The sequence below is a fragment of the Embleya australiensis genome, from assembly GCF_051903075.1.
In the GTDB taxonomy this organism is placed as follows: domain Bacteria; phylum Actinomycetota; class Actinomycetes; order Streptomycetales; family Streptomycetaceae; genus Embleya.
The window spans coordinates 491493-504021 of sequence record NZ_CP182423.1; the positions used below are offsets into that span (position 1 = coordinate 491493).

Genomic DNA, 12529 nt, shown 5'->3' on the forward strand with positions numbered 1-12529 from the left:
CTCGCCCGGATGCGCGATGCACTACGCGTTCAGGCCGTCATCGCGTGCCGATCCGTTCCCGACAAGGGCCACGTCGGACCGGACGGGTCCTCGAACCACACGTGTTGGCCGCCGTCCGGTTCGACGCGCAGGCCGAAGCGTTCCGGCCCGGGACGGCCCCGGGCGGTCCATCGGTCGTAGGTGTCTTCGATGTCGGCCCACACGTCGCGTTCGCCGTGCACGGTGACCGGGAACGGGCCCTGGTCCTCGCCTCGGGCGTGGTCCACGTCGGCCCAATTCGCGCCGGTGGCGTCGATCACCCGCAGTGTGCAGCACCACTCACCCGGCTGGGGATCGTCGGCACGGGCGGTCAGGAAGCGGTAGCCGGGCAGAGTGGCGCCGACGACGAACGCGGCCTCGGGCTCTTCCGGTTGCACCGCCCACGGCGCCAGGTCCGACACACGCTCGCGGGTCGGGGCGCCGTGGTCCACAGGCGGCGGATCGTCGTCGTACCCGGCCGCCGCGGCGCGCAGCGGCATGAACGAGCCCAGGGCGGCGAACGGGCCCGTCGCTCCCCCGTCGTCGTCGCGGGTCAGCCGAGCGATGCCGTAGGACACCCACGGCGAGATCCACGGGAGCAGGAGCGTCCCACCGGGCCGGGTCTGTTCGACCCACGCCGCGGGGACGGTGTTCACGGAGCAAGTTGCGACCACGGCGGCGTACGGTGCCCGGGCGGGGTGGGCGAGAGTGCCGTCGCCGGTGACGATGTGTGGGTGGATCCCGGCGCGTTCGCACGCGGCGCGAGCCGCTCGGGCCAGGTCCGGGTCGATCTCGACACTGACCACCTCGTGACCTGTGGCTGCCTGCAGGAGGCAGGCGTTCCAGCCGGTGCCGGTGCCGATCTCCAGGAACGGGCCGGTGGTGGGGTCGAGCAGGTCGAGCATCGCCGCGACGACCGAGGGCTGCGAGGCGGACGAGGTCGGCCAGTCCTCACGACCCGGCGCGCGGTCCATCGCGGTGATCACCGGGATGTCGTCGTACGCCGCCTCCCACCACGCCTTCTCGTCGGTCGAACGGTCGACGGGGCCGGTGTCGGTCCACACGCGGTCCGGCAGGAACAGGTCCCGGCGCACCGTGGCGATCGCCTCGCGCCACCGCGGGTCCAAGTCGGGAACCGATGCGGCCACGGTGTCCGCGAGCCGGGAGGAGCGCTCGAGCGGGTCGTGCACGCTCACTTGCCGTCCTTGGGGTCGTCCTTCTTGTGCCGCCCCGGCACGGGCGCCGGCTTCGAACCGTCGGGACTCGGCTTCTGCTGACCGAAATCCTTGTCCCCCTCGTGTTCACCCACCGTGCGACCTCCCCCACGCTCGACGCACCGTCACGGATCGAGCATCCTCGCCCACGCCACGTGATCGCAAGCTCTTGGGGCATGGCTGCCAACCCACGACGTCGTGGGAACACTGCGCGGCCGGCGGCACGTCGCCCCGCACCGGCTCGGCACACCGAACCGAACCCCGGGCCGACACGGCGGATGGACCGCCGAGGCATCGACCACGGCGCATGCGCATGCGCGGCCGGGAATCCAACCCGCGCGCCAGAAATCGGCCGGCTCCTGCGACTTCTCGATCACCTCTGCCAGGCATGGGCCCACCTGTGCGACGGAAGCGCGCGTTGTGCCAGTTCCTCGACGTCGAGCAGCGAAGGTCCTGTGCGGCCGCGCGTCGACCGAATCTCGGCGATCAAGTGCCGCGCGTCCTGTACAGGGATCGCGCGGCGTCACCGGTCGGGGTGTCGACGTCCAGGCGGATCGTCTTGGCGAGATTCCGATCCGGCCAGGACGGCCGGCGGCAATCAGTCACTCGCGGATGTCTCGGTCCAGGAAACGCCATTCCGACTCGACCATGGCCGCGCACCGTGCGGCCTTCCTGCGATTTCCGCAGTCGTGCGACCCCCGTAGTGCGTGGGGAAGTCCCCATCGCGGCGCGGCGGTGCCGGCTGGGATGTTGATCTCACGGACGCGTGGTGCGAGGGAGGGAGCGTCGTGGCAGGACTCGGATGGGGTGTCGTACCGTGCGCGCTGGCGGGCGTGCTGCTGTTGGCGGGGTGTGCCGGGGACGACGACGAGCGCGGGAAGGGCGACTCGCCGGTCGCGAACCAGCGTGGCGACGACACTCCGGCCCAGGTGTTCAACTTCCCCGACGGCTTCGGGAACCTCGCCACCAAGTGCGTCGGCCACGGATTCCGCGCCTACGTCACCACGAACGCGAGCGGCCCCTCCAATGTGCAGGTCGTCGCGGACGCGGCGTGCGCGGGGTGAACGCGACGCGACCGACGAAGGCGTTGCGACGATCGCACACAATGCGATGGGCGCCGATCCTGTCGATGTTCCTGGTCCTCGGCGCCGTCGCCGGGTGTTCGCAGGAGTACTACGACGAGCGCGGCAAGGCGGACGCCCCGGTGTTCGGTGATCGGGGCGAGGACAGTCCTGCGGAAGTGTTCGACTTCCCCGACGGGTTCGGCAACCTCGCCACCAAATGCGTCGGGCCCGGCAAGCGTGCCTACACCACGACCAAGGGCTCGGTGTCGATCGACGAGGACGTGGTGATCATCCCCGCGAACGCGGTGCTCGTGGACGACCCGACCTGCCCGAAACGCTGACCCGCCGCCGAGCCGGGAAGGCATAACGAAACCGTCGCACGCGTACGCGCCGGAGACGGAACCGGGAACTGCTCCAGCGCCTGGTGATCGCGGAGTTCAACTGCCGGGAGGCCGAACTGGTCACCTACGGACTCCTGGTCGCGCGCCACCACGACGACGCGCCCCTGAACCTCTTCGCCTTCGTCGTGCAGACCCTGGCGCAGGCACGCGGCCGGAGCACAGCGAGGATCCCGAGACAACTCGACTCGATCGTCGCCGACTACCGGGGTTTCGTGCACGGCGGGTGACCCCGGACGACACCGCCCGAGTCACGATCGCGGAGGTATCCCCGCGCTCGCGGGACCGACGGGATGACCCGGGGCTCCACCCGTCGGTAACAGCTTTTTCGTGCGGTTGCGTCCTGCCGCCCATGTGGGGTCGACGGCGAGGTGAACCTCCGGCCGCACCACGGTAGTTCACCCGGCCTTGAGTCCGCCCATGATCAGGCCGGTCAGCGCGTCCACCACTTCTTCCACCGAGGCCCGTCCGCGGTTCAGTTCGGTGGCGAGCGCCCCGGCCGCACCCAATACGCCGGCACAGCACAGCCGGAGGGCGTCGGGCTCGAGGTGTGTGTACGGCCGCAGCGCGGCGGCCATCAGGTCCGTGTAGCTGTCGGTCATCTCCTGTCCGCCCGTCTCCATGTCCGGATTGCCCTTCAGTGCCGCCGAAACGGCGTTGAGTTCCGGCATGTCGGTGGCGCAGGCGAAGTACGCGGCGCCGATGACGCGGGCGACCTCCTCGGCGACGGGCACCGCGTCCCGCAGTGCCCGGGTGACCGAGGCCCGGTGGCGTTCGTCGAGGCGCCGGTAGAGCGCGAGCAGCAGGCCGGGGCGGGTGCCGAAGTGGTCGTACACGATCGGCCTGCTGACGCCCGCGGCCTCGGCGAGGGTGACCAGCGTGAGCCCGTCGGCGCCCCGGGTGCGCACGATCGCCGCGGCGGTGTCGAGCAACTGTTCCCGCCTGGCCTGCTTGGACAGGCGGGTCGGTGTGGTCGCCATGGTCCTCCCTTGCTGTCTCCTCCCAGGTTATGCTACAAAACGTAGGTTACAAAATGTAGGTTAGCTGCTGCGAAGGAGACTCACCATGGGACGGCCCGACTCGGTTTTGATCCTGGGCGGTTCGGGGCAGGCAGGCGCGGGCGCCGCCGCCGTGCTGCGCCGATGGCACCCGGAACTGCCCCTGTCGATCGCGGGCCGCGACCTCGGCCGCGCGCAGCGGGTCGCCGACGAACTCGGCGCGGCCACGGCCGTGACCGTCGACCTGCGGCGCGGGGATCTGGGCCTGCCGACCGACGGAGGATATCTGGCGGTCGTCGCCGCGCTGTGGGACAGCCGATTGCAGGGGCTGCGGTTCGCGCAGGAGCGCGGGTTGCCCTACCTGAGCATCTCCAGCGGCCTGGTGGACATCGCACCAGAGATCGTCGCGAGCGCCCAACGGCCGGGCGGTGCACCGGTTTTGGTGGCGAGTCACTTCTGCGCGGGGATCGGTGTTCTGGCGACGCTGTACGCCACCAGGGAGTTCGAACGGATCGACACGATCCGGATCGGTGCCGTCCTGGACGAGTCGGACGCCGGCGGCCCCGCAGGGCTGGCGGATCTGGAGCGATGGGCCATCGCCACCTCGGCCGGACTGGTACGCCGTGACGGCGTGTTCACGTGGGTCGCCGAACCCGATGCACGGACGGATGTACCGGGTACCGACGGGATCCTCGCGCCCGGCCGGAGCGTTGCCATCCTGGACGTGCCGAGTCTCGCCCTGGCGACGGGAGCGCCGAACGTCCGCTTCGACCTCGCCATCGGCGAGTCCGCGCGTCGGCGACGCGGCGGCCCCGCCTCCGTCGAGGTCCGGATCGACGTAGAGGGAACCGGCCCGGGAGGGCAACCGCGCAGCCTGCACCGCTACCTCGTCCATCCGGAAGGGCAGCGACCGCTGACCGCGCTGGGCATCGCCCTCGGTGTCGAGCGACTGCTCGGGCTGCGCGGCGGCGAAGCCGTACCGCCGGGCGTCCACACCCCCGAGGCGTTGCTCGACGCGTCCTACGCGGCCGAGCGTTTGGAGGAAATCGGCGCCGAGTTCGTCGACGCGCCCGGCGACGAATAAACGCCTGCCACCGCGGTGACGGATGCTCGGCGATGGCCGGCCCGGTCGGTCGGTCGATGCCTTCGATGATGCGGAAGTCGCGCTCGCAGCCGTCGGAGAGGGCCGCCTCCGCCGCCCTCGTCGGTGCTGCGGCGATCCGCGACTCCCGCGTATTCGGGCCTATTCGCCCCGGAACCGGCCGAGACCCGAAGTCCGGGGACGAGCGGCCCACTTGGTGGGCCCCGGGGTGTGTCATATTGCTTTCGGGTACCTCAAACCAACCGGGAGTGACGATGGCCGAGAAGTACCAGCGGAAGGAGCTGACGTCGGGGAAGCCTTCCGATCCGAAGCTTCTTCCGGCGGTTCGGCAGAATCCGGGACATCCCTTCCAGCGCTTCGGGTTCGAACCGCCCAAACCGCTGTACACCGCGCCCAAGAGCGCGTCGGGGGATCGGGTCCGATTCGGATACCAACCCGACGGGGTCGGGGCGGCCCAACCGGCGCCGGCCCTCTCGGCGGAGGCGCCGCTCGGATTCGTGGGCGGCAAGGGCATGGCGGACAACCGCCCCCGGGCCAACACCGCGCCCACCCGGGTCAAGGCGGGCTTCGAGGCCCCCGCGCCCACCGGGAGCGCACCCCGATCACCGAACGGGTCCTCGCGTCCGAGCCTGGGCTTCCTCCCCGCGAAAGAGGCGCGAGGCGGCGAACGGACGACGCAGAAATTCGGATTCCAGGGCAGCCCGGAGCCGACGGCGGCGGCCACGCGAGGGCAGAACGCCGACAGGGACCGGCGGTTCGGGTTCGTCCCACCTGGTGCGCCTGGTGCGCCCGGTGCTCCGGGAGCGAAGGCCCGGCGCGGTCCGGAACGCTGACGGTGGGCCGGAACGTCCGGCATGGGCCGGAACGTGGAGCGTGGAGAAGCCGATTCACGCCGCCGCCCGGGAGCGTCGGGGGCGCGGCGAGACCGCTCGCAGTCGCGCCGGACGGCGACGTCTGCGATGACCGCCGGTGGGTTCGGTCGGGTTTCGTGCGATCGGGCCACGACCGGCGGTGCGGGATGACGGTCCCGGGGGTGGGACGATGGCGGAGCGGATATACCGAAGGGACTTCGGGATCCGGATTGCGGCCGGTGAGGTGGTGTCGGGGAAGTCCTCGGGAATGTCGACCGGTTCGCGGCGGCCGAAGGCTCCGGCCGTGGGGCCGTCCCTTCCCGAGCGGCTCGCGGGGCGGTGGTCGCGGCGGGTGCGGGAGGTCGACGGGCCGCGTGGTCGCGTGAATGACATCGCGACCGTGTGTGGAGCGTACCGGCTGTCTGCCAAGTCCGCTCCGGCATCGCGATCCGCCGCCACCGGACCCTGGTCAACTGCCCGTTCTCGTTCTGCCGGGACGCTCGCGGACTTCGGCGTGGGCGCGCCGGCGCCGTCCGGATGTGATCGATCGGCTCGTGCCGGCCGCCGGACACGGTCGCGGGCGGTCGACGGGCGAGTTCGCGCTCGCGGGCGACGGTGGTCTCGTGGCGTGGTTCGCGGGTTGCTCCGCACTCTCGTTCGTGCCGGCCTTCCGGCGCCGGGCCCCGCCGGCCGAGCGGCCGTCCGCGTCGATCCGCCGGTCGTGGGCCGCGAAGGGGATGGTTGCCGGCGTCCCTCCCGGGATCGGATCGAGTGGGTTCGTTTCGATCGCGGTCGGGCGCGGCAGGGCATGGTGTGGTGGAACACATTCTCGTTCCCGTGCGGGTGGGGGCGTGATCGAGATCAGGGGGCCGGTATGGACGCGCGGGATCGATCGTGGGGCGATGGGCCGGGGGACACGCCGGAGATCAATGTGCACGTGGCGCATTCGGCGCGGATGTACGACTACTACCTCGGCGGGAAGACGAACTTCGACGCGGACCGGGCGGCGGCGGCGAACGCGCTGCGGGCGTTCCCTTCGTTGTTCACCACCGCCCGGGAGAATCGCAGGTTTCTCCTGCGGGTGGTGGCCGAGTTGGCGCGGCGCGGGGTACGGCAGTTCCTCGACATCGGCACGGGTATCCCCATCGAGGGCCGCAACACGCACGACGCGGCGCAGGCGGTGGCGCCGGAGTCGCGGGTGGTCTACGTGGACAACGATCCGATCGTGTTGGCACATGCCCGGGCCTTGTTGAGGGGGGATCCGCGGGGTGCGACCGCCTACATACAGGCGGATCTGCGTGAGCCGGAGAGCATTCTGGCGCATCCCGCGTTGCGGTCGACGTTGGACTTCACGCGGCCGATCGCGGTGTTGTTGATAGCGATCATGCATTTCGTGCCCGACGAGCAGGATCCCCACGGTGTCGTGGCACGGCTCGTCGAGCCGTTGCCGGCGGGGAGTTTCCTCGCGTTGTCGCACGTGACCCACGATTTCGATCCGGTGGGTTGGGCGAAACTGGTGTCCGCCTACCACGAGGCGGGGATCCCCGCCCAGACCCGGACTCGCGGCGAGGTCGAGGCCCTGTTCCCTTGGCCCGTCCTCGCGCCGGGCGTCACCTCCGTCGCCGCGTGGGATCCGCCGCCCGGTGCGGCCGTGCCCGGGGCCGCCGAGGTCTCCTGTCACGGCGGGATCGCCCGCAAACCGTGAGACCCCGACGGCACCGGGCCGTGTCCTCACATCGCCGTGGGTGGCGCCGGCAGCGGTGGGAACCGGCACCCGCGCCGATGTCCCGCGTCGTCCTGATCCGGAAGGTGACGCGGGCCGGGTCGGACGGGATCGGGCGCCGCGTCCGCCGGTGTGGTCGTGAAACGGCGGCCCGCGCGGCGCAGTCCGTCCAGGAGGTGTTCGCCCGGTTGCGGGATCTCTCCGAAATCGGGGTCGTCCTCCGCCACGGGCAAACCCTTGACGACCGCCTCCAGCGCGGGGGGCAGGCGCGGGGTCCGGCCGCGGTGCGTCTGGGCGAGGATGTCGCGGCGCACCTCCTCGGGCAGTAGGGGGTGTCTGCTGTGGAGGGGGCGGGTGGTGCGCCGGCCGGCCTGTTCCTCCAGGAGGGGGACCTGGTCGCGCCAGTACTGGGCGTCGCGCCATTCGCCCAGGCCGCGGTGGAGCAGACACAGGCAGGTCGCCGCGGTGTAACTGCCGCCGCCGGCGGCGAACTGCCACCAGAACTGGGCGGCGTCCACCCGGCCGGCGATGTGCAGGAGGCAGCCGTAGACGAGCGCGCCCTCGGGGTCGATGCGGCGGGTGTCCACCAGCCGGGACAGGCTCGCGGCGGCGCCGGGCCGGTTGAGGACCAGGACGGCGGTCACTCCCAACTCGTGGGCGGCCTGCTCGTGTTCGCTGCGCGCCCACGACGGCGCCGGGGTTCCCGGGTCGGTCGCGGCGATGCGGTCGATCATCCGCTCCGCCGGCGAACAGTGCCCGCAGCCCTCGCCGATCGGATCGCTCCGCCGTGGTGTGAGGTCTGCGATGTCGGGGGCGTCCACGACGGTGGCGGCGTCCCCGAGGAGTTCGTCCAGGGCCGTGGGGCCTCGGTCGTCGCGCACGTCAGTTCCTTCCGCTTGTGGTCCGAGGGCGCTCCGAGATGCGCAGTTCCCGGGCGAGGCGGCGTTTCGCGTGGCGGACCGTGGAGCGCACGGTGCTCTCGGCCACGCCCAGCCGGGCCGCTACCTCCGCGTCGGTACAGCCCATCACGTAGCGCAGGACGATCACGTCGTACTGTCGCTCGGTCAGCCGTAACAGCGCGTGGAACAGTCCCAGTCGGCTCTCCATCAACGCGAACCGGTCGCGCGTGAGGTCCAGCGCCCTGGCGAGCGGGGCGAACGCGGCCGTCTCGCGGATGGCCACGACACGACCGTTGGCGACCAGCCACGCCCCCACGTGCTCCTTCAGGATCCGCCAGGCGTACGCGGACACCGACTCCTGCTCCAGGGCGTGCTGCCACTCGCGCTCCAAGTGCCCGAACGCCTCGCGCACCGTGTCCCTGGCCACCTCCCTGTTCGCGGTCTGCAGGTAGACGTAGTCGAACCACGGCTTGGCGTATAACGCGTGAAACGCCTGGAAACTCAGGCGCGACGACGGGAGTTGCGGCGTGCTCATGGTCCGACCTCCGCACACCCGCGATCCCCCGCCCGGTCGCGACCCGTACTCGCGTCCGGACGCCGGGCCTCGTACGCGGTTCCCACGCGCACCACCGCCGCCGACACACGCCTGCCCGGCACGGATATGTCGGCCCCGAACACCCGCGCGGCGGTCGCCCCCGCGATCACCGGCTCTTTCCGGATCGCCATCTTGATCTCTCCCCCAGAAAACGCCTCGCGCCGCCCACCATGGGACGGCGCCAACCGGAACCGAGCCGCTCACCGCGGCCCCTACTTCCCAGCAAAGCGCACCAAGGCCCCGTTTGTGCAAAGCAATTCGCCACGCTCCGTCATTCGCCGACCACACGTTCCGCGGGGGGCGGGCGTCGGCGGGTGGGCGAAGCAGCGCAGCGTGTGCCGGGAGCGCTGCTACGACCGGGTGCTGGAAGCGTACGCGGCACGGATCGCGGAGATGGCGGTCGTCGCGCACGCGCATCTCGCGGGCGAGGACCTCCTGTGGCATCATGCCTCGGCCCGGGGGCGGCCACACCGTGACGTGGACCGGGGTGCCCTTGCCGGTGGGGCCCGGCCCTCGATGCCGACTCCGCCCGCGACCGGATCGGTGCCCTGCCTTCGTACGTGTCGCGGGAGTTGGACACGCGACCGGCGGAGGTCTTGGCTGCGGCACGAGCCGGGCGCAGCGGTGTTGCGCTCCTGATGGGGGATCGTCCAGTCCGGCGCCGATCGTTCGGCGGCCCGACCGAGGCCGGGGTCACAGGGTCCATAAGCCCTTGGTGAGGGTGGTGGTGCCGCCGGCCAGGGCGAGCCATTGGACGGTGCGCTTGGCCCGGTGTTCGGAAGTACGGGCGGCCAGGAGGCGGCCCAGCACGGCGCCGGCGGCGAGGGCGGTGATCGTGGTGGACCACGCGGGGGCGGTGAGGTGGGGTGGGGTCTTGGCGACCAGGGAGAAGACGTTGACCACGACGCCGTAGAACTGGGCGTTGGGTACGAACTCGCCAGCCGTCCAACCGGCGTTGAGGGCGTACAGGGACACCGCCGGGCCGCCGACGCCGGCCGAGGAGTTCATGAAGCCGCTCGCCGCGCCGGCGGCCACCGCGCCGCGCCGGGCCCGCAGCGCCGGTACCCGAACACCGCGCATGACCAGGACGACGGCCGCGCACACCGCCGCGCCGATGCCCGTGAGCAACCACGGCTCCGGCAGGTGTGCGGCCATCCACGCGCCCAGCGGCACGGTGCATGCCGCCGCGACCACCAGCGGCACCATCGTGGCGGGCCGGACCCGTCGCCAGGACGTGGCCAGGCCGATCGCGCTGATCACGCACGTCCCGGCGTTGCACAGCACCACCCCCTGCGCGGGCCCGAGCAGCAGCACCAGGCCCGGCGCGGCGACCAGCGCGAACCCCATCCCGCTGAGCCGCTGCACGGTCGCGCCCAGCAGCACGATCGCGCCGATGATCAGCGCAAGGGACCAGGCATCGGACACGGGCAACCTCGGAACGGTACGGGGCGGTACGGGCGCATCGCCGGGACGACGACGATCCGACGACCTGTCAGCTATACCGGAGATCGTCGCCCGATGGGTGCACGACCGGCCCCACGAGCCTTCGCCCGCGCCGTCGGCCGTCGTGAAGGCGCGCGTCGGTCAGGCGAGGAAGGCCGAGAGTTCGTCGATGACGAACTGCGGTTGTTCCTCGGCGATGTAGTGGCCGCAGTCCGGGACCTCGACCACGCGTACGTCGACGCCCCTGGCCGGGAGGAAGTCGCGCAGGACGGCGTAGTTGCTGTTGTCGCCGCCGAGGGCCAGGATCGGCGCGGTCAGGATCGGGTGCGCACGTCGGTCGGCGATGTCGGTGTCGAAAGCCTGGTACCAGCCGTTGCCGGCGCGGATGGCGTCGGCGGTGGAGTACGCGCGGGCGTAGACCCGTCGTGAGTGTTCGTCGATGGTGGCGGGGTCCTTCGCCAGGTATTCGACGAGCCAGTCCACGAGCAGACGGCTGCGGCCGTCGAGCAACTTCTCCGGGAGGCCGCGGACTTGATTGAACGCGAACCACCACAGGTAGGTGCGGGCGCCCTTCTCGATCTCGGAACCGACGTGCTGATCGGGCTCGGGCAGCAGTCGCATCTCCCGCAGTCCCTCGTCCGGATGCGGGACGTCCAGGAGGACGATCCGTCGTGTGGCATCCGGGAATTGCGCGGCGTACGCCTGCGCGACCATGGCGCCGATGTCGTGTCCGGCGATGTCGACGCGCTCCGCGCCGAGGTGTCGGACGAGTTCGCGGATGTCGTTCGCCATCGTCTTCTTGTCGTAGCCGTCCTCGGGCTTGTCCGACCCTCCCATGCCTCGCAGGTCGACGGCGATCACCCGATGCGTGCGCGCCAGGGCGGGCATCACCTTGTGCCACTGCCACCAGGTCTGCGGCCATCCGCCCAGCAGCAGGAGGGGGCGACCGGTGCCGCCCTCGACGTAGTGCAGACGCACGCCGTTCACGTCGGCGTGGCGATTGGTGAAGTCGCCGTCGAGGGAGCGGGCCAGCTCGGCGTCGTCGAGGGGGACGGGCGTGGGTGTGCTCACGGATGGATCCTTCCGGACGGGCGGGAGAGTTCGCGCGTTGGAGCATTCGAATGACCGAGCGCTCGAACGTTCGACTGTACGAAGAGTTCGTACGAACTGTATGTACGAGATATTCGTACAATCGAACAATGCGTGTCAAGCACCGGGCAGGAGGGGCGTCGCGGGCCGCACGGCGGCGGCAACGGCATGCACGGGAGGGTTTGTACGAGGATCACGTACTATTGGCGGATGGCCGCTCTGCACCACCCCGACATCGACGACATCGAGCTCGTATACGTCCTGGCCGCGCTCGGGCACCCCGCCCGACTGCAAATCGCCCGGGCATTGGCCGACGGCGTCGAGCGGTATTGCGGCGAGATCATGCCCGACGTCCCCAAATCGAGCATGACCCACCACTGGCGCGCCCTGCGCGAGAGTGGCGTCATCCGCCAACGCCGCGCGGGCCGCAAGCTCTACCTGACCCTGCGCCGGGACGAACTCGACGCGCTGTTCCCGGGATTGCTCGACATCGTCCTGACCAAACCGGTCGGTACGCGGTAGAACGCGCGCCTCGCCTCACCTGCGCACGAGTGCGCGGGGCGGGTGCGCCGCGCCCGGGCCCGGACTCCGGCTCAAAACTTCGGCGCAGGCGGTGTCGCGCTCCGCGAAGTGGCGGACACCGGAACGGAGTTGAGTGCCGGCGTGATCCCCACGCTGTTCGAGCCCTTTCGCCGCGCGGGCCCCGCTCGCCCGGTCACCGCGACGGGAGCCGGCCTGGGCCTGACCATCGTCCGCTCCATTTGCGTGGCGCATGGTGGCTCGGTCGACGCCGAACCCCGCGCGGGCGGCGGCCTGATCGTGCGCGTCGAACTGCCGCCCGCGCCGCCCGGCTTTCACGCCCCCGCGGCCCCGTCGGCGGACATGGCGCATACGAGCCTGAACTCGCCGCCCCCGCTGCACCCGGCGCCGGCGGGTCGAGAACACGGCACCCCGTCCGACGGGGGCCGAGACGTTGGCGGGTCGTCGGCCGTCGGGACGGCTCGGTCGAACCGGTGTCGATCCCACCCGGCAACACCGGCGTCACCCGTACGCGCGTGAGCGACAACCGCAACTCGTGCCGCAGCACCACCTCGGTGAATCACCGGACGGCGTACTTCGAGGCGCTATAGGCGCT

The 12529-nt window shown here is 71.2% G+C and carries 13 protein-coding genes; 7 read left to right on the forward strand and 6 right to left on the reverse strand.

The genetic code is table 11. From position 1 onward, the window contains the following. Window positions 1–29 precede the first annotated feature (29 nt). Complete coding sequence (locus ACMXN5_RS32525) at window positions 30–1214, reverse strand: methyltransferase domain-containing protein (RefSeq protein WP_439678474.1); 1185 nt, start codon at window positions 1212–1214, stop codon at window positions 30–32. Window positions 1215–2020: 806 nt separating this feature from the next. Between ACMXN5_RS32525 and ACMXN5_RS32530 the strand changes: the two genes are divergently transcribed. From ACMXN5_RS32530 to ACMXN5_RS32540, 3 genes are all read left to right on the forward strand, one after another. Beyond that, a complete protein-coding gene (locus ACMXN5_RS32530; RefSeq protein ID WP_439678475.1) occupies window positions 2021–2296 on the forward strand; it encodes a hypothetical protein in 276 nt (91 codons plus the stop codon). A 41-nt stretch (window positions 2297–2337) separates the two neighbouring features. After that, a complete protein-coding gene (locus ACMXN5_RS32535; protein WP_439678476.1) occupies window positions 2338–2637 on the forward strand; it encodes a hypothetical protein in 300 nt (99 codons plus the stop codon). An 83-nt stretch (window positions 2638–2720) separates the two neighbouring features. Further along, entirely contained in the window at window positions 2721–2924 is a 204-nt protein-coding gene (locus tag ACMXN5_RS32540) for a hypothetical protein (protein ID WP_439678477.1), read from the forward strand. Between the two features lie 168 nt (window positions 2925–3092). Here the strand turns inward: ACMXN5_RS32540 and ACMXN5_RS32545 are convergent, their stop codons facing one another. After that, the gene (locus ACMXN5_RS32545) at window positions 3093–3674 is read right to left on the reverse strand and encodes a TetR/AcrR family transcriptional regulator (protein ID WP_439678478.1); all 582 of its coding nucleotides are present in this window, start codon (window positions 3672–3674) and stop codon (window positions 3093–3095) included. An 85-nt stretch (window positions 3675–3759) separates the two neighbouring features. Here ACMXN5_RS32545 and ACMXN5_RS32550 point away from each other — a divergent pair, with 85 nt between their 5' ends. Further along, window positions 3760–4776, forward strand: coding sequence for a saccharopine dehydrogenase (locus ACMXN5_RS32550; RefSeq protein ID WP_439678479.1), 1017 nt, complete (start codon window positions 3760–3762; stop codon window positions 4774–4776). A gap of 1743 nt (window positions 4777–6519) precedes the next feature. Continuing rightward, window positions 6520–7350, forward strand: coding sequence for an SAM-dependent methyltransferase (locus ACMXN5_RS32555; RefSeq protein ID WP_439678480.1), 831 nt, complete (start codon window positions 6520–6522; stop codon window positions 7348–7350). Between the two features lie 26 nt (window positions 7351–7376). Here ACMXN5_RS32555 and ACMXN5_RS32560 read toward each other — a convergent pair whose 3' ends face one another. From ACMXN5_RS32560 to ACMXN5_RS32575, 4 genes are all read right to left on the reverse strand, one after another. Beyond that, entirely contained in the window at window positions 7377–8249 is an 873-nt protein-coding gene (locus ACMXN5_RS32560) for a hypothetical protein (RefSeq protein WP_439678481.1), read from the reverse strand. 1 nt (window position 8250) lies between these two features. Continuing rightward, window positions 8251–8802 (reverse strand): RNA polymerase sigma factor, encoded by a 552-nt coding sequence (locus tag ACMXN5_RS32565; RefSeq protein ID WP_439678482.1) that lies wholly within the window; start codon window positions 8800–8802, stop codon window positions 8251–8253. Window positions 8803–9555: 753 nt separating this feature from the next. Then, on the reverse strand, window positions 9556–10287 hold the full coding sequence (locus tag ACMXN5_RS32570; protein ID WP_439681323.1) for a TSUP family transporter: 732 nt from the start codon (window positions 10285–10287) through the stop codon (window positions 9556–9558). 159 nt (window positions 10288–10446) lie between these two features. Then, a complete protein-coding gene (locus ACMXN5_RS32575; RefSeq protein WP_439678483.1) occupies window positions 10447–11376 on the reverse strand; it encodes an alpha/beta fold hydrolase in 930 nt (309 codons plus the stop codon). 228 nt (window positions 11377–11604) lie between these two features. Between ACMXN5_RS32575 and ACMXN5_RS32580 the strand changes: the two genes are divergently transcribed. Together ACMXN5_RS32580 and ACMXN5_RS32585 are read left to right on the forward strand one after the other, a co-directional pair. After that, window positions 11605–11916, forward strand: coding sequence for an ArsR/SmtB family transcription factor (locus ACMXN5_RS32580; RefSeq protein WP_439678484.1), 312 nt, complete (start codon window positions 11605–11607; stop codon window positions 11914–11916). Between the two features lie 108 nt (window positions 11917–12024). After that, on the forward strand, window positions 12025–12453 hold the full coding sequence (locus ACMXN5_RS32585) for a sensor histidine kinase (protein WP_439678485.1): 429 nt from the start codon (window positions 12025–12027) through the stop codon (window positions 12451–12453). Window positions 12454–12529: the final 76 nt, after the last annotated feature.